Consider the following 16,297-nt stretch of genomic DNA (forward strand, 5'->3'; position numbering starts at 1 on the left):
CTTTTAAACCGGGAGCGTTTTCACGCTCCCGGCACCTCCGACAGGTTAATTTTTTAAGCGATAGCGGCTACTGCGTTTACGCAACGCTCCGGTAGAAAACAGCTGCTCCAGCGCCTTCCTGGCTTCCTCAAGCGACCAGTCGAAATGCGCGGCCACTTCCCCGGCCGTCATTCCCTGACGCGCCGACGCCAGCAGCGTCAGTAAGGGCGCGGAGGATTCCGCTTCCTCGGACCGCTCAGGCGGCTCGGGCGCTTTCGGCGGCCGTTGAAAGCCGCCGATCAGCCACTGGGTATCCTCTTCCGGGCGACCGATCTCCCGACGGCTAATAACGCGCCCCGTACGCTGCGCCGCAGCGCTGCCGGCATCCAACGCCGCCCGGCATGCCGCCAGGTCGCCTTCCACCACCAGCGTCAGCCTGCCGGGGTCGAGAACCTCATGGCTGAGCAGCCGCACGTTGGCCGCCTTCAGCATCGCATCCGCCGCGTCAACGGCGGCGACCATACCGTCCACTTCCAGTAATCCCAGGGCGTTGATCATCGCTTCCCCCTTACGCGCGCTGGATTGGATGACGGGCAATATCCAGAACGGCATCGGTAAAGGCATTGCAGGCGGCTTTACAGGCGGCCTGGCTACCCGTCAAAAACGCGGCGGAATAGTTGGTTTCCGACGGCGGCGGCACGTAGGTCACCAGCTGAACGTCGGCCGATTTCATTGCCGCATCGATGCCGAAGGTCGCCTCCAGCGGCGGCGCTACCAGGTAAGCGATCGGATCGCCCAGCGCGATACCGGAGGTAGACGAGAGATAAGAGCCGGTTCGCGACACCACGTGCGCCAGAAACGCCGTATCTTCGGCATCGTTGGCCCACTGGAACGCGGCCCCATTTTCGATATGCGCCACCATCGCATCCAGACCGGCGCGAACTTCCGCCGGGTTCGGGCCGCCCAGCATAATCAGCACTTCACCTGCGGTTGGCGAAGGACCGTGAGCCGCGCCGGCGTAGAGCGAGCGGCCATATACCACTTCGACCATCGCCTGTTTTGTCGCTTCGTCAGCGGCAATATAAGTCACATCATCTGAATCCGCCGTGATGAGTCCGAGGCTACGTATATGCGGCGGTAATTTTAGCTCGCGGGCAAAGCCGTCATTCACTGAAGCAATCACGCGCATGGCCGTCACCGAAGGGCGAATTAAATCTAATGCAGGCATGATGCCTCCTTACCGAGTCATGTTGATGCCGGAAGCCTTCTGCTCCAGCATGCGTTTGGCCAAATCGACGATCACCGCGGCGGCTTCTACCGGCGGCGTGCCGCCCTGGTGGATATTTGAAATACAGGTCCGGTCCGCTTCGACGGTGGTGGCCACGCGCGGTGAATAAACGGCGTAACAGGAGAGGCTTTCCGACTGCCCCAGCCCCGGACGTTCGCCCACCAGCAGGATCACCACTTTCGCGCCGAGGATTTCGCCAATCTGATCTTCAATTTTGACCCGCCCGTAGCGGACGAAGAACGGCGTACCGACCTTCAGCCCGGCCTGCTTCAGCCCCGACAGCAGCGGCGGTAGGATCTCTTCATAGTTGACGGTGATCGCGTCGGTAGAGAGGCCATCGGACACCACCACCTGAACGTCAGGATTCGCCACACACTGCGCCTTCAGCGCCTCAATCGCCTCCGGACTCAGCCGACGGCCCATATCCGGGCGCGTCAGGTAGAGGTTTTTGTCGCTAATTTCGGAGCGTACCTCCAGCAATCCCTGGGTTTTCACCCACTCTTCCGGAACCTCTTTCAGCACCGTATCCTTGGAGCGCGAGTGGTCGGCGAGAAAGCGCAGCAGCGCGAGGGTGCGCGGACGCGGGCCGGCGCGGCCGGTACACACGCGCGCCGCGGTGCTGCGCTTCAGTTCGGCCAGCACTTCCGCGCGATGCGGCTGCTGCACGCCAATCCAGCCTTTCGCCTCCGGCGAACCTAAATCCAGCGTGCAGCTCTCCGCCGCCACCTCACACTGGCTGGCGCATTTCGCCACCGTCGCCTCAGGCGCTTGCGTAGCCGTTTGCGGTTGTCCCATTGACGCCATCACGCTACGTACAATTTCTTCAATCTGCTTTTGATCCATCATGTGTCATCCCCGCGTCATCAAAAGAACAGTGACGGATCGCCCGCCCGTTTGGTCAGACGACCGTTTGCCATAATGCCCATGGTTTCCAGCCAGCGTTCGAACTCCGGCGACGGCCGTAAATTCAGCAGCTGACGGACGGTGGCGGTATCGTGAAACGCGGTGGTCTGATAGTTGAGCATGATGTCGTCGCCGAGCGGCATGCCCATGATGTAGTTGCAGCCGGCGGTGGCGAGCAGAATCATCAGGTTTTCATTGAGGTTCTGGTCGGCGTCGGCATGGTTGGTGTAGCAGCAGTCGCAGCCCATCGAGATGCCGCTCAGCTTGCCCATAAAGTGGTCTTCCAGACCGGCGCGAATAATCTGCCGATCGTTATAGAGATATTCCGGCCCGATAAAGCCCACCACGGTATTGACGAGGAACGGATCGTAGTACCGCGCCAGGCCGTAGTTACGCGCCTCCATCGTCACCTGATCGGCGCCGAAGTTGGCGCCAGCCGACAGCGCCGAGCCCTGCCCGGTTTCAAAGTACAGGCAGTTCTCCCCGGCGATACGGTTGAACTCGGCGCCGACCGCCCGCGCCTCATCGAGCATCGCCAGCTCCACGCCAAACTCTTTTAGCCCCTTTTCGCTGCCGCAGATGCTCTGGAAGATCAGGCCGCCCGGGGCGCCGCGGCGAATGGCTTCAATCTGAGTGGTGACGTGCGCCAGCACGCAGCCCTGGGTGGGGATATTAAATTTATCGATAACGCCGTAAACGGTATCGAGGACGCGGGTCAGGTTCTCCACGTCATCGGTCACCGGGTTGACGCCGATCACCGCATCGCCCGCACCGAAAGAGAGCCCTTCGTAGATTTGCGCGGCAATGCTCTGCACGTCATCGCGGGTATCGTTCGGCTGCAGGCGGCAGCTAAAGGTGCCCGGCAGGCCGATGGTGGTGTTGGCTTTTTTAATCACCGGCATTTTCTTCGCGCCGTAGATCAGGTCGGCGTTGGAGCAAACCTTCGCCACCGCCGCCACCACTTCCGAGGTCAGCCCTTTGCGCACAAACGCAATATCGTCGCTGGTGACTTCATCGTTGAGTACGTATTCGCGCAGGTCGCTGATGGTCCAGTTTTTAATCCGCTGATAGGCGGTTTCGTTGACGTCGTCCTGGATCAGGCGCGTCACGCAATCCTCTTCATACGGAATCACCGGGTTGTTACGAATATCGGCGACCGTCATATCGGAGAGCACCTGCTTCGCCGCCACGCGCTGCTGCGAACTTTCCGCCGCCACGCCCGCCAGCACATCCCCCGAACGCAATTCGTTGGCTTTAGCCAGCACCTCTTTTACATCCTTAAACTGATAAACATTGCCGAACAATGTGGTCTTTAGTTTCATAAGTCGTTCCCTCAGGAAGGAAATGCGAGTGATTTCACCGTCACCGGCACAACCGATCCGCCAAAAAGAGGCGTACCAATGTCGATATAGTCCCCCGCCCGGACGCTCACCTCATCGATGACCGCCAGCGGGAGTTGTTGTAATTGCGGGCGCAGCAGCATGCCCAGCGCTTTGCCAAAGTCCTGTTCCGCCACCACCAGCAGTGGATGCGGGTTGGGAAAGCGCGCGACAAAAGCCAGTAGCGCGTCAATCACCACCAGCAGGGTGGCGTAGCGCACCGGTAGCGATGCGGGAAGCGCCAGCACGTAAGCATCCGTTTTAGGATCCAGATCGAGCTGCATCAGCGCCTGCTGCCAGGCGCTCAGCAGATCGGCGTCATCAAGCGGGATCGCCACCGGCAGGTTGCGCAGCGGTAGCTGAACCCCCTCCAGCCAGATGGTGCTACCAGAGAGCGAAAGCGTGTGCGCGCCGGCGCCAATCACCGTGGCGCGCACGGTTTGCGCCGGGAACTGCACGTTCATCTCACGCAGGCGCGGATGCTCGTGCAGCGCCGTGGCCAGCAGCGGTCCAATGTCAGAAAAACAGAACGGGTCGGCGGGCTGGTGGCGATAGCACTCGCCCACTCCACCGGAAAGGGTAATCACCTCAGGCTTAACGCCTGCGGGCAGCAGGCCGGTTTGCATCAGCCGTTGCGCCAGCGGGGAGAGCGCGCCGTCGATGACTTCGACGATCAGCTCCGCCATCCGCCGCGCCACCTGGGTAAGCTGCCCGGCGCTCAGCGAGCGGGCGCAGGTTCCGGGGCCGAAAACCGCATCGGCAATCATCTGTCCAGGCTGATGCGCATGGACCACGCGCCCCTGGCCGTCGGTCTCCAGCAGGCGACCGCCGACGTTGAGGCAGGCGGTGCCGCTGACTTTGCCGGCGTCAAACAGGGCATAGTTTGACGTGCCGCCGCCGATATCGATGTTGAGAACCCGGCACAGGCGCAGTGCCGACAGGGCTTGCGCCCCGGCGCCGTGACCGGCAATCACCGACTCCAGGTGCGGCCCGGCGCTGGCCACCACGAAATCGCCCAGCGACTGCGAGAGCGCCATCACCGCCGGCCTGGCGTTACGGGTTTTCGCGCTTTCGCCGGTAATAATGATCGCCCCGGAATCCACCGATTCGGGGGCAATGCCGGCGGCCTGATACTGCGCCAGAATCAGCGTCTTGAGTTCGGCCTCCTTCAGACCGCCCTGCTTATCGACAGGCGTGAAGAAGACCGGGCTTTGCCAGCTAATTTCGCGTTTGATGAATTCGTAGCGCGGCACCTGCGACACCGCCGCACGGTTAACCAGCTCAAGGCGGGAGAAGATCACCTGAGTGGTGGTGGTGCCGATATCGATACCTACGCTCAGCAGCTGGCGAGTTTTCACGATTGCGCCTCCGCTTCGGTTTTCGCTGCCGCGGGTACGTTTTCATCTTTTGGCACCAGCAGCATCGCCACGCCGATAGCGGTAACGCCGCCGATCAGCTTGCCGACGATCATCGGGAAGATCATGGCGTTCATGTTAGCGGCGGCGAAGCCCAGGTGGTCGCCCAGCGCGAATGCGGCGGAGACGGAGAACGCGCAGTTGATCACTTTGCCGCGGGTATCCATCTGCTTCATCATGCCGAACATCGGGATGTTGTTAGCCAGCGTCGCCACCATCCCGCCAGCGGCCATATTATTGATTTTCAGCAGATTACCGACGCGCATCAGCGGCTTTTCAAACCAGCGGGTCAGCAACAACACCATCGGGTAAGCGCCGAGCAGCACGCAAGAGATCGAACCAATAACTTCGATAGCGCGCATCACCTCGCCGGGCTGGTCGCCGGGAGCCATAAAGATCGGGTCAAGCCCTGGGATCAGATCCCAGCCAAGCAGGAACTTGATGACCGCCGCCGCCAGGCCGATGGTGATCAGCGCCACCAGAAATTTGGCGAAGATCTGGAAGCCGTTGATCATTTTTTCCGGAATAAACTTCAGCCCCAGCGCGACCAGCACCGCGACGATAAGCACCGGGATCATATTCATCAGGATCAGCGCGAAGGTGAACTCTACCGGCTGTCCGTTAATCTCCACGCCGGAGTACATGGCCACCAGACCGCCGGCGATACAGCCGATCGGAATCGTGACGATCCCGGCCAGCACGCCCAGCGCCAGGTAGCGGCGATCGGAGGGTTCGATGATGCCGAGCGCGACCGGAATGGAGAACACCAGCGTCGGCCCCATCATCGCCCCGAGGATCAGGCCGGAATAGAGCCACGCCGCCACGTCACCGCCCGCCAGCTCTTTGGCGAGGAAGAAGCCGCCCATATCGCAGGCCAGCAGCGTTCCGGCGAACATCGACGGGTTGGCGCCGAGCATTTCATACAGCGGAATAATCACCGGACCGAGCAGGTGCGCCAGTACCGGCGCCAGCGCGGTCATCCCGACCATCGCCAGGCCCAGCGCGCCCATCGCCATAAAGCCCTCTTCGAACTGGCCGCCGGATCCCTCGATGCTTTTGCCAAACTTGCCGAGAAAGCGCGCCGAACCGCCAAACTGCGACAGGATCCTGTCCACGGCGGCAATCAGCATAAAGAACATCATGATGTACATGATGATTTCGTTAATTCCCATAGCCTTTACTCCCTGTCATTTAAGATTTGTATTAACACTCTGCGGTCTTCCCCCGGGGGCGGCGCAAAGCGCCTTGCCCGGGCTACCGGTTCAGCGCGGCTTGCCAGGCTTGTAGCCCGGACAGATGCGCAGCATCGCCTCCGGGAAAATTCGCCGGTGTTAAGGCCGCATCAGTGCGCCGCCGCGTACAGATCGATAATCTGCTCCCGGGTGGCGGTGCGTGGATTGGCGCGCAGACAAATGTCTTCCTGCGCCGCCTGCGCCCATGCGCTGAAATGTTCGGGCTTCGCCCCGGCATCAGAGAGTCGTTTGCTCAGGCCGACTTCAGCGATCAGCGCCTCAACGGCGGCGATTGCCTCGTGGTCATCGGTTTTTTTAGCGATGAGCGCCCGGCCGATTTGCCTGAACCGCTCGCGGCATACCATGCGGTTAAACGCCATCACCGTTGGCAGCAGCATGGCGTTAGCCTGCCCGTGTGGAATATGCAGCGCCGCGCCGGGCTGATGCGCCATCGCATGGCATAAGCCCAGACCGGCGCTGGAAAAAGCCATTCCCGCCATGCAGGAAGCCAGCAGCATACTTTCGCGGGCGGCGAGGTCGTGGCCGTAGCCCACGGATTTCGGCAGTGCCTGGCCGATCATCGCTATCGCGCCAAGCGCCAGACTATCGGTGAAGGGCGTCGCGTTGAGCGCGCTGTACGCCTCAACGGCGTGGGTCAGCGCGTCTATCCCGGTCATCGCCGTCACCTGGGGCGGAACGCCTTCGGTCAGGGCGGCGTCGAGAATCGCCACGTCCGGCATGAGCGAGGCGTGGGCCAGCACCTGCTTGCGCCCGCTGACCGCATCGATGATCACCGTCACGTTGGTGGTTTCTGAGCCGGTTCCGGCGGTGGTCGGCACCGCAATCAGCGGCAGACGCGGGCGCAGTACGCTGCTTTCCGTCATCTCACTTAGCGTCTGCTCTGGGTTGGTGACCAACAGCGCCACCGCTTTCGCCGCGTCCAGCACCGAACCGCCGCCAAAGGCCACCACGCCGTCGCACTTCGCTTCGCGCAGCTGCGCCACTGCCGCGCAGACGTCGGTAACGCACGGCTCCCCTGGCGGACAGGGCCAGACGGTCATCGCCACGCCTTTCACCGCCAGGCTGCGCGCAAGCCCCGCGGTCAGTCCCGCCTGATGCAGGAAGCTGTCGACCATCACAAACAGATGGTTTACGCCTCGCGCTTGCGCTTCCTGGCCACAGGCGCTGAGCGCGCCGAGGCCGCACAGCGTCACCGGCGGCACGCTGAAGGTTTTCACCCGCTGCAAATTCAGGGTGTCGAATGCCTGAAAGAGCGCCGTCTGCAGTTCAGCTTGCATTGATTCCCTCCGCTTTCTCTCTCCCGCTGCTGGCTATCGCCAGCGGGGTCATAAACAGGCTGTGCTGCGGTAAATGCACCTGTAATTCCGGGAAGCGCTTACGAAACAGCGCATCCACGCCCGGCTGCATGCAGGAGCCGCCCGCCAGCCACAAATCGGCTATTCCCTGACCGTCAATATGACGAGCGACGATCTCCGCCATCTTTTCGTACACCGGCTTCACCACCGGCCAAATCTCCTGCGCGTTGCTGCGCTTGTACTGCTCCGCCTCTTCCAGCGGGATGCGGCGGTTACCGGCAAGGGTCAGGGAGATATGGTGGCCGCCGGTCGCTTCATCGGCGGAGTAGGTCACCTTGCCGCGCTTCACGATGGCGATCCCGGTGGTGCCGCCGCCGATATCCACCACGCCGGCGTTATCGAGCTGCAGCAGGTCCGCCACCGCGGTCGGTTCATCGAGTACGTGACTCACCTCTAACCCTGCGGACTCCAACACGTTGATCGAAATACGCGGGTCGGTGCCCGGCGGAAATGAGGTCGCCGCATGAGTGAAGCGGCAGCCAAGCTGCCGTTCCAGCGCGTCGAGATGGCGGCGCACGATGGTGACGGCGCCGAAGAAATCCCAGACGATGCCGTCGCGCACCACGTCCGCCCAGTCGAGGCACACCGCAACCGGCTGCCTGTCGCCGTCGACCACCATCGACACCACATCGCAGGTGCCTAAATCCACGCCCAGCCACAGCGGCGAACCGCTGAGCGCAGGCGTCTGGTTACACAGGACCGCCGCTTTTTGCAGCCGGGGCGTGAGCCAACGTTGTTCGTCGTGTGCCATCGGTCATCCCTTATACAATTCGGAAGGCGTCTACCAGCACGCAGCGGCGCAGGCGGACAAAGGTGCGCGCGCTGGTCACCCCCTCCCCGGTTGGCGTGGTGATGGTCATGGTGGTCCAGCCCTCCCCGCCCAGGCCGAGTCCGGCGATGCACGGCCCGTTTTTGACGAAAATGCTGGTATCAATGGCGTTCGCCATCTGGTTCATGTTGTCGATATTGCGCGAGTGCATCGCCGCCGTATGGTGGCAGCCGCCTTCCAGCTGAACCGCCAGCGCGATGGCTTCGTCGACGTTGGCCACCCGTACCACCGGGAGCACCGGCATCATCAGTTCAGTGACGGCAAACGGATGGCTGGCCGGGGTTTCAACGAACAGCAGACGCGTCTGCGGCGGAACGTTCAGGCCGATGGCTGCGGCAATCTTGCCGGCGTCGCGGCCAACCCAGTCGCGGCTGACGGTGCCTTTGCCGCGCTCGTCGATATTTTTGAGCAGCACCGGCTGAAGCTGCTCGGCCTGAGCGGCGGTGAGCTTCACCGCCTGCTGGCCTTCCATCAGGCGCATCAATTCGTCGGCAACGCTATCGACAACAATCAGCACCTTTTCGTCGGCGCAGATGATGTTGTTATCAAACGAGGCGCCTTTGACGATGGACTGCGCGGCGCGCGCCAGGTCGGCGGTTTCGTCGACCACCACCGGCGGGTTACCGGCCCCGGCGGCGATCAGACGTTTATTGGTATGTTTTCGCGCGGACTCCACCACCGCTTCGCCGCCGGTGACCACCAGCAGACCAATGCCGGGGTACTTAAACAGCCGCTGGGCCGTTTCAATATCCGGGTTCGCCACGGTGACCAGCAGATTGGCCGGGCCGCCCGCGGCAATCACCGCCTGGTTGAGCAGCATAATCGCCCGCTGAGAGACCTTTTTCGCCGCCGGATGCGGGGCGAACACCACGCTGTTGCCCGCGGCAATCAGGCTGATGGCGTTATTAATCACCGTCGCCGCCGGGTTGGTGGATGGGGTGACCGAGGCCACCACGCCCCACGGCGCGTTTTCAATCAGCGTCAGGCCGTTATCGCCGGTCAGCACCTGCGGAGAGAGGCACTCCACGCCCGGCGTACCGCGCGCCTGCGCCACGTTTTTGGCAAATTTATCCTCCACGCGGCCCATGCCGGTTTCGCTCACCGCCAGCTCCGCTAATTCCCTGGCGTATTTTTCGCCCGCCTCGCGAATGGCGTGAATCGCCAGCTGACGCATCGCCACGCTTTTCAGCCCCTGCTGAGCCACTTTTGCTGCCGCGACGGCGTCATCAAGGGAGGCGAAGACGCCCATTTCATGAACGGTGCTGTCCGGCTTGCTGCTGTCCGTCATTTTCAGCAGTACCGCTTTCACCACCTGTTCAATATCCTGTTGATTCATGATGTTCAGTCCTATTTATGGAAAATCACCTGACCGCCGGCCACCGCTTCATCGACGATACCGATGACGCACAAATCGACAGGAGACGCCTCGCTGCGGTGCGCCTGTCGCGCCGAGCTGCCGCTCACCAGCAGTACCCATTCCCCGGCCCCCGCGCCGATGCTATCGGTGGCGACGGCGCACTGCCCGTCAGGCTTCCCTGCGGCATCAATCATCTCCACCATCAGCAGCTTGTCGTGCGCCAGCCCCTGATGGCGGACGGTGCAGACAATGTGTCCCGTGACGACTGCCAGTTTCATACCCGCCTCCCTGGATTACGTGGTGAGTCGTAGGCCTGATAAGCGCAGCGCCATCAGGCAATAGCGCGCGTTAATGCCGGATAGCGGCGCTTGCGCGGCTTATCCGGCCGTGAGTCAAATGTTGCTGTCGCCTTTGAAACTGATGGGGAACACCTCTTCCAGATCGCCATGCGGGCGCGGAATAACGTGCACTGAGACCAGCTCGCCAATGCGCTGCGCCGCCGCGGCACCCGCATCCGTCGCCGCTTTGCACGCCGCCACATCGCCGCGCACCATCGCGGTCACCAGACCGCCGCCAATCTGCTTGACGCCAACCAGCTTCACGCGCGCGGCTTTTACCATCGCGTCAGAGGCCTCAATCAGCGCAACCAGGCCCCGGGTTTCAATCATTCCTAATGCTTCCATTGTGTTTTCCTCTCATGGGGTCCAGAACGGGACCGTTTATACAACCCGTGTTTGCGAGCGGTTTACCCGGCTCGCGTCAGTCTGGCGCGGCACCGCTGCCACTAACGCCAGTTCGATAATTTCCTGCACGCTACAGCCTCGGGAGAGGTCGTGAAGCGGCGCGGCAAGTCCCTGAATCAGCGGCCCGACCGCGCGGTAGCCGCCCAGGCGCTGGGCGATTTTGTAGCCAATGTTGCCCGCCTCCAGCGAGGGAAAAACCATCACGTTGGCCCGGCCCTGTAGCGGACTGGCGGGCGCTTTTTGCGCGGCGACCTCCGGAACGAAGGCGGCGTCAAACTGCAGTTCGCCATCAACCATCAGCTGCGGGGCGCGCTGGCGTACGATCCCGGTGGCCTGCTGTACGTTGGCGACGTTGGGATGACGGGCGCTGCCGTTGCTGGAAAACGACAGCATCGCCACGCGCGGCTCTTCGCCGGTGATGGCCTGCCATGTCTCCGCGCTGGCGATGGCGATATCCGCCAGCTGCGCCGCCGTCGGCTGCGGCACCACGCTGCAGTCGGCGAACCCTAATGCCGGTCCGGCGTACTGCGGAAGCATCAGAAAAATCGACGACAGCGTTTTGCAGCCAGGCTGAAGGCCAATAATGCGTAATCCGGCGCGCAGCACGTTCGCCGTTGAGGAGAGATTACCGGCAATACACACGTCGGCCTGACCGGCGCCGACCATGGCGGCGGCGAACATCAGCGGGTCGTTGAGTTTTTCCTCGGCGTCCGGCGGCGTTTTTTCCCCGGCGCGGTCCAGCCAGCGCCGGGCAAACGCTGCGCGTATTTGCCGGTTGCTGAGCGGGTCGACGATCTGCATACCGTCCATCGGCAGGCGATGGTTGAGGGCGAACTGGCGCAGGGCAAAAGGGCTGGCGATCAAAATCGGCTTTGCCAGCCCCTGCTGCTGGAGATAGTGCGCCGCTTTGAGGACGCGAATATCCAGCGCGTCCGCAAACACCACCCGGGCGGGTGAACGCAAAGCGAGCTGACGGGCGCGTTCAATAATCATTGCTCCCCTCCCAGACGCTGTTGGATTTGGCTGACGGTCAGCGGATGTTTCGCCACGCTTAAAATCATCATCACGTAGACGGTGCTGGAGAGGCGGTTCAGCGCCTGCAGAAGGTCCGGGCGCAATACCTCAAAACTGCGGGTAATAAAGACCTGCGCGGCGACCGTTTCCGTTTCACGAATTTTACAGCGCAGCAGATTGAGCAGCGCGGCATCGCGGCCGTGGCTGGCTTCCGGCACCAGATGATCGTGGTCGAGATAGCGCAGCGGCTGGTGGGAAAGCCGGTGCAGCGCATCCTCGTTCAGCCCGACGATGGACTGCGCCGCCAGCGGTTCATCCAGGGCGTCGGCGCGCATAATGTTGCCGAGGCGCGAGCGGATATCCGCCAGCCACGGCTGCCAGGGCTCCGCCAGTTCGATTTGCAGCCAGACTGCCAGGGCGATAGTGGCGTCGAGGGCGGCGCGAAAGCCCAGCCGCGGGTCGCTTTTGGCGACCATTTTTTCCGCCGTCAGGTGGGTCAGGGTGTCCGGCTTTTTCTTCACCGGCTGGCGGCACAGTTCGCAACAGGCCTGCGGGTGCGTGTCGCTGCTGGTCAAACCGTGTACCGGCTGCGGCTGCTGCGCGTCGTCATCAACGAACAGGCTGCCCTGCTCGTCGATAAACTTGATGCGCAGACGGCGGCTTTCCAGCAGCTCCCGGGCCGATGGCGTCAGGCGGGCGTCGGCGGGCAGATGAATTTCTGCCCCTTCGCTGAGCGTATGATTCGCTCTGAGCCAGGCTTCGGTGATGAAATCTTTCATAGCGATTGCCAGTTCGCAGGCCAGGCGACGTACAGGAAGCGCACCGTCGACGGCGTGCCGAATTCAATGCTGGAGCCTTTCGGGATAAACATCACGTCCCCGGCTTTGGCCACCATGGTTTCGCCTTCATGGCGCACGTGGAGTTCGCCCTCCAGCACCATATCGACCTCGTCATAGTTCAGCGTCCACGGGAAAAAGGCGTTTTCCCACTGCATAAACCCGGCGGCCATGCTGCTGCCGTCCTGCTCGGTAATTAAATCCGTCAGGCCGACCCGGTGCGGCTCCGCGCCGTCGAAGCGGCCGAACTTCACGCTGCCGCCGTCAATAACCTTCACGCCGCCTTTACCGGTAACCGCCTTAAAGCTGGGCTGCATCGCGTCCATCCCCAGCGACTGCTTCTCCTTCATCACTTTTTCCATTAGCTGCGCCACCAGGCTTTCGGTAAACTGCCCTTCCGGCAGCTGCGCGATAATGGTTTCGCGAATGCGCTGGCTTTCGGTTTTATCCTCTGCCGCCGGTGCCGCCGGCTCTGGCGCAGATTCATCGCACTCCCGGATGGCGACGCCCAGCAGCTCCGCGACTTCGCGGGCTTCCGGGGTGATGATGCTGGCGCGCAGCACAACCGATATTTCCGCTTCGCCTCGTGCGTGGGCCGCACGAATATCGTTAGCTGTGATAAGTTTCTTCACCTGCCCCTTCCTCCTTTTGGCTGAGCTCACTCAGGTAATTCACCAGATGCTTTACGCTTTGCGGATCGTGACCGTTGAGTTCGAAAATCGGTTCCTGAAACCCCATCTCGTAGAGCAGTTGCCGCACCGCGGCGACGTCGGCGTCCGGCACGTCCGTTTTGCTAATCGCGGCGATGTGTCGTTTATTCGCGCCAATATCCAGTAGCCCAGCGGGTAAGCGACTTTCGGTATCGTTGGCCGCGTGGACATAAATCAGCGTATCGACATCCTGCAGCGTGGTAATTAATGCGTGGTACCAGCGCGGATGGCTGAAATATTCTCCCGGGGTGTCGATATCGCCTTCTTCATTAAATTCCACGGCCTGCGTTTTTCTCGCGAGGGAATAATTTCCCTGCAGCGCATTAAATAGCGTTGTTTTTCCCGCGCCCACCGTACCGACAAATGCAATACGTTTCATCGCCGCACCTAATTAGCTTTTGGTTAACTCGCAGAGGGTATAATTTAATAATCGACCGAGCCCGCTTACCGTCTGTAGCAGCGCCTCTTCTACCGCGCCGACCGAGCCGTAGATCACCAGCGCGCCGCTAAACCGGTCGAGAAAACCGATATGCACATCGGCGGCCTTCATCGCTAAATCACCGGCGATCATCGCGGTTTCTCCAGGGGTTAAGGTCATAATGCCGATAGCGCCGGATTCGGGAACGCCGATCTTTTTCGCCAGTTCTGCCCCCGGATGCGCGATCAGATGCGCCAGCGTCACCTGCTTACCGGGTACAAATTCCTGAATGATGCGTTCTTTATCCATGGCTCACCGCTCCGCTAAAACTTGCGCTTATCGTGACAAGTTTCCGCGGGAGTAAATAACAAAATTCGGCAAGTTGATTTGAAAGGTGAGATAGATCACTTATAAACAGAAATAAAAAAGCGCGGGAGAATTCCCGCGCCTGAAATAATTAAATGAAAATTACAGTGGCTGAGTTTGCGCTTCGACAACGGCCAGCGCGACCATATTTACGATACGCCGTACCGAAGCAATTGGCGTCAGAATATGCACCGGCTTCGCGACGCCCATCAGCACCGGTCCGACGGTGACGCCTTCGGAGCTGGAGACGCGAAGTAAGTTGTAACTAATACGCGCCGCTTCCATATTCGGCATCACCAGAATATTAGCCGAGCCTTTCAGCGGGCTATCCGGCATCCGCTCATTACGAATGCTTTCCACCAGCGCGGCATCACCGTGCATTTCGCCATCGATCATCAGCTCCGGCGCCTGCGCCTTCACCAGCTCCAGCGCCTGGCGCATTTTGCTGGCGGACGGGCAGTCCGAGGAGCCAAAGTTCGAGTGCGACAGCAGCGCCACCCGCGGTTCAATACCGAAACGACGAACGGTTTCCGCCGCCATCAGGGTGATTTCGGCAATTTGCTCCGGCGACGGATCGTGATTGACATAGGTGTCGGCGATAAAGGTGTTGCCGCTCGGCAGCAGCAGCGCGTTCATCGCCCCGGCCGCATGAACCCCTTCGCGGTAGCCGAACAGCGGCTGTATGACGCTGTAATGCTCGTGATAGTCACCGATGGTGCCGCAGATCATCGCATCGGCTTCGCCGCGCTGCACCATGATCGCGCCGATCACCGTGGTATTGCTGATCACCGCCCGCTGCGCCTGCTCCTGAGTGATCCCGCGGCGCTTCATCAGGCTGTAATATTCGTTCCAGTACTCTTTAAAGCGCGGGTCGGATTCGTTATTCACGATCTCAAAGTCAACCCCGGCTTTAATCTGCAGCCCTAGCTTCTGGATTCGCATCTCAATGACGCCCGGGCGACCGATTAAAATCGGTTTCGCCAGCCCAAGAGAGACCAGTTCCTGGGTCGCGTGCAGGACGCGGGAATCTTCCCCTTCCGCCAGCACTACCCGCTTCGGCTCTTTACGCGCCTGGGAGAAAATCGGCTTCATAAACAGGTTCGTTTTGTAGACGAACTCGCTGAGCTTCTCGATGTAGGCGTCAAAATCGGCGATCGGGCGGGTCGCCACGCCGGAGTCCATCGCCGCTTTCGCCACTGCCGGGGCGATCTTAACGATCAGCCGCGGGTCGAACGGTTTCGGAATGATATATTCCGCGCCGAAGCTCAGGTCCTGATCGCCGTAGGCGGAGGCCACCACTTCGCTCTGTTCGGCGTGCGCCAGCTCTGCAATCGCGTGTACTGCCGCCAGCTTCATCTCTTCGTTAATCGCCGTTGCGCCGACGTCCAGCGCCCCGCGGAAGATGAACGGGAAGCACAGAACGTTGTTTACCTGGTTCGGATAGTCAGAACGTCCGGTACAGATAATGGCGTCGGAGCGTACCTCCTTCGCCAGCGGCGGCAGAATCTCCGGCTCCGGGTTGGCCAGCGCCAGAATCATCGGCGCGCGGGCCATTTTTTTCACCATCTCCGGAGTCAGCACTTTCGGGCCTGAGCAGCCAAGGAAAATGTCCGCCCCGTCAATCACGTCATCCAGCGTGCGTTTGCCGCTGTCTTCTACCGCATAGGCCGCCTTCGTCTCCGCCATATTCGGCTCACGGCCCTTATAGATAACGCCTTTCGAGTCGCAGACCACGATGTTGTGTTTCTGCATTCCCAGCGCCACCAGCAGGTTCATACAGGCGATCGCCGCCGCGCCCGCGCCGGAGACCACCATCCGCACGTCGGAAATGTTTTTCTCCACCACCCGCAGCCCGTTGAGAATCGCCGCGGTACTGATAATCGCCGTCCCGTGCTGATCGTCATGGAAGACCGGAATATTCATGCGCTCGCGCAGCTTTTGCTCGATGTAGAAGCACTCCGGCGCTTTGATATCTTCGAGGTTGATACCGCCGAAGGTCGGCTCCAGCGCCGCAACGACGTTGATAAATTTGTCCGGGTCCAGCTCATCGACTTCAATATCGAACACATCGATGCCGGCGAACTTTTTAAACAGAACGCCTTTGCCTTCCATCACCGGCTTACCGGCCAGCGCGCCGATATTGCCCAGCCCCAGTACGGCCGTGCCGTTGGAGACCACCGCGACGAGGTTGCCGCGCGCGGTATATTTATAGGCTGCCAGCGGGTCCTTCTCGATTTCCAGACAGGGCGCGGCGACGCCCGGCGAGTAGGCCAGGGCCAGATCGCGTTGGGTAGCCAGCGGTTTTGTCGGGGAGACCTGGATTTTTCCGGGGACCGGGAATTCGTGGAAATCAAGGGCGCTTTGTTTTAACTGCTCATCCATTTTATCGTTCCTTTCACGTATCGATCGTAGGGGGTGAAGCGTAATGGCCTACCTGGTGTTCACCCTAAAG

17 protein-coding genes are annotated in these 16,297 nt (G+C 61.1%); all 17 read right to left on the minus strand.

Annotated features, from left to right (window positions below):
• Positions 1–45: 45 nt before the first annotated feature.
• The gene (gene eutK / locus CMQ96_RS21300; protein ID WP_049088211.1) at positions 46–537 is read right to left on the minus strand and encodes an ethanolamine utilization microcompartment protein EutK; all 492 of its coding nucleotides are present in this window, start codon (positions 535–537) and stop codon (positions 46–48) included.
• Positions 538–547: 10 nt separating this feature from the next.
• Positions 548–1,207, minus strand: a complete 660-nt coding sequence (gene eutL / locus CMQ96_RS21305; protein ID WP_004123400.1) for an ethanolamine utilization microcompartment protein EutL — start codon at positions 1,205–1,207, stop codon at positions 548–550.
• Between the two features lie 9 nt (positions 1,208–1,216).
• Positions 1,217–2,110 (minus strand): ethanolamine ammonia-lyase subunit EutC, encoded by an 894-nt coding sequence (gene eutC / locus CMQ96_RS21310; RefSeq protein WP_004870743.1) that lies wholly within the window; start codon positions 2,108–2,110, stop codon positions 1,217–1,219.
• 20 nt (positions 2,111–2,130) lie between these two features.
• Complete coding sequence (gene eutB, locus CMQ96_RS21315; protein ID WP_098067303.1) at positions 2,131–3,492, minus strand: ethanolamine ammonia-lyase subunit alpha; 1,362 nt, start codon at positions 3,490–3,492, stop codon at positions 2,131–2,133.
• An 11-nt stretch (positions 3,493–3,503) separates the two neighbouring features.
• Positions 3,504–4,907, minus strand: coding sequence for an ethanolamine ammonia-lyase reactivating factor EutA (eutA, locus tag CMQ96_RS21320; RefSeq protein WP_098067304.1), 1,404 nt, complete (start codon positions 4,905–4,907; stop codon positions 3,504–3,506).
• Positions 4,904–6,136 (minus strand): ethanolamine utilization protein EutH, encoded by a 1,233-nt coding sequence (gene eutH / locus CMQ96_RS21325; RefSeq protein ID WP_004123412.1) that lies wholly within the window; start codon positions 6,134–6,136, stop codon positions 4,904–4,906. Before eutH ends, eutA begins: the two co-directional genes overlap by 4 nt.
• A gap of 170 nt (positions 6,137–6,306) precedes the next feature.
• A complete protein-coding gene (gene eutG / locus CMQ96_RS21330; protein ID WP_064343086.1) occupies positions 6,307–7,494 on the minus strand; it encodes an ethanolamine utilization ethanol dehydrogenase EutG in 1,188 nt (395 codons plus the stop codon).
• Entirely contained in the window at positions 7,484–8,323 is an 840-nt protein-coding gene (eutJ, locus tag CMQ96_RS21335; RefSeq protein WP_098067305.1) for an ethanolamine utilization protein EutJ, read from the minus strand. The genes eutG and eutJ overlap by 11 nt, the downstream gene beginning before the upstream one ends.
• A 10-nt stretch (positions 8,324–8,333) precedes the next feature.
• Positions 8,334–9,737, minus strand: a complete 1,404-nt coding sequence (locus CMQ96_RS21340; protein WP_049088214.1) for an aldehyde dehydrogenase family protein — start codon at positions 9,735–9,737, stop codon at positions 8,334–8,336.
• Positions 9,738–9,748: 11 nt separating this feature from the next.
• Positions 9,749–10,036 carry an ethanolamine utilization microcompartment protein EutN gene (gene eutN / locus CMQ96_RS21345; protein ID WP_004123418.1) on the minus strand — a complete coding sequence of 96 codons (288 nt, stop codon included), beginning with the start codon at positions 10,034–10,036 and terminating at the stop codon, positions 9,749–9,751.
• A gap of 114 nt (positions 10,037–10,150) precedes the next feature.
• Positions 10,151–10,441, minus strand: coding sequence for an ethanolamine utilization microcompartment protein EutM (gene eutM / locus CMQ96_RS21350; RefSeq protein WP_000387720.1), 291 nt, complete (start codon positions 10,439–10,441; stop codon positions 10,151–10,153).
• A gap of 36 nt (positions 10,442–10,477) precedes the next feature.
• Positions 10,478–11,494, minus strand: a complete 1,017-nt coding sequence (gene pta / locus CMQ96_RS21355) for a phosphate acetyltransferase (RefSeq protein ID WP_024359322.1) — start codon at positions 11,492–11,494, stop codon at positions 10,478–10,480.
• The gene (gene eutT / locus CMQ96_RS21360) at positions 11,491–12,294 is read right to left on the minus strand and encodes an ethanolamine utilization cob(I)yrinic acid a,c-diamide adenosyltransferase EutT (protein ID WP_024359323.1); all 804 of its coding nucleotides are present in this window, start codon (positions 12,292–12,294) and stop codon (positions 11,491–11,493) included. The genes pta and eutT overlap by 4 nt, the downstream gene beginning before the upstream one ends.
• Complete coding sequence (gene eutQ / locus CMQ96_RS21365) at positions 12,291–12,983, minus strand: ethanolamine utilization acetate kinase EutQ (protein WP_024359324.1); 693 nt, start codon at positions 12,981–12,983, stop codon at positions 12,291–12,293. The genes eutT and eutQ overlap by 4 nt, the downstream gene beginning before the upstream one ends.
• On the minus strand, positions 12,961–13,440 hold the full coding sequence (gene eutP, locus CMQ96_RS21370) for an ethanolamine utilization acetate kinase EutP (RefSeq protein WP_024359325.1): 480 nt from the start codon (positions 13,438–13,440) through the stop codon (positions 12,961–12,963). Before eutP ends, eutQ begins: the two co-directional genes overlap by 23 nt.
• Positions 13,441–13,452: 12 nt before the next feature.
• Positions 13,453–13,788, minus strand: coding sequence for an ethanolamine utilization microcompartment protein EutS (gene eutS / locus CMQ96_RS21375; RefSeq protein WP_004123425.1), 336 nt, complete (start codon positions 13,786–13,788; stop codon positions 13,453–13,455).
• A 159-nt stretch (positions 13,789–13,947) separates the two neighbouring features.
• Positions 13,948–16,227, minus strand: a complete 2,280-nt coding sequence (gene maeB / locus CMQ96_RS21380; protein ID WP_004136534.1) for an NADP-dependent oxaloacetate-decarboxylating malate dehydrogenase — start codon at positions 16,225–16,227, stop codon at positions 13,948–13,950.
• Positions 16,228–16,297: the final 70 nt, after the last annotated feature.

Origin of the sequence: Klebsiella sp. MBT K-1 (assembly GCF_002556465.1) — a bacterium.
GTDB classification, from domain to species: Bacteria; Pseudomonadota; Gammaproteobacteria; order Enterobacterales; family Enterobacteriaceae; genus Klebsiella; species Klebsiella grimontii.

Bases quoted from the DNA above. Each gene is read 5' to 3' on its own strand.
- eutJ (WP_098067305.1), bottom strand. From the start codon at position 8,323: ATGGCACACGACGAACAACGTTGGCTCACGCCCCGGCTGCAAAAAGCG.
- eutL (WP_004123400.1), bottom strand. From the start codon at position 1,207: ATGCCTGCATTAGATTTAATTCGCCCTTCGGTGACGGCCATGCGCGTG.
- eutK (WP_049088211.1), bottom strand. From the start codon at position 537: ATGATCAACGCCCTGGGATTACTGGAAGTGGACGGTATGGTCGCCGCC.
- eutH (WP_004123412.1), bottom strand. From the start codon at position 6,136: ATGGGAATTAACGAAATCATCATGTACATCATGATGTTCTTTATGCTG.
- eutT (WP_024359323.1), bottom strand. From the start codon at position 12,294: ATGAAAGATTTCATCACCGAAGCCTGGCTCAGAGCGAATCATACGCTC.
- eutC (WP_004870743.1), bottom strand. From the start codon at position 2,110: ATGGATCAAAAGCAGATTGAAGAAATTGTACGTAGCGTGATGGCGTCA.
- eutN (WP_004123418.1), bottom strand. From the start codon at position 10,036: ATGAAACTGGCAGTCGTCACGGGACACATTGTCTGCACCGTCCGCCAT.
- eutG (WP_064343086.1), bottom strand. From the start codon at position 7,494: ATGCAAGCTGAACTGCAGACGGCGCTCTTTCAGGCATTCGACACCCTG.
- eutB (WP_098067303.1), bottom strand. From the start codon at position 3,492: ATGAAACTAAAGACCACATTGTTCGGCAATGTTTATCAGTTTAAGGAT.
- CMQ96_RS21340 (WP_049088214.1), bottom strand. From the start codon at position 9,737: ATGAATCAACAGGATATTGAACAGGTGGTGAAAGCGGTACTGCTGAAA.
- eutM (WP_000387720.1), bottom strand. From the start codon at position 10,441: ATGGAAGCATTAGGAATGATTGAAACCCGGGGCCTGGTTGCGCTGATT.
- eutP (WP_024359325.1), bottom strand. From the start codon at position 13,440: ATGAAACGTATTGCATTTGTCGGTACGGTGGGCGCGGGAAAAACAACG.
- pta (WP_024359322.1), bottom strand. From the start codon at position 11,494: ATGATTATTGAACGCGCCCGTCAGCTCGCTTTGCGTTCACCCGCCCGG.
- eutS (WP_004123425.1), bottom strand. From the start codon at position 13,788: ATGGATAAAGAACGCATCATTCAGGAATTTGTACCCGGTAAGCAGGTG.
- maeB (WP_004136534.1), bottom strand. From the start codon at position 16,227: ATGGATGAGCAGTTAAAACAAAGCGCCCTTGATTTCCACGAATTCCCG.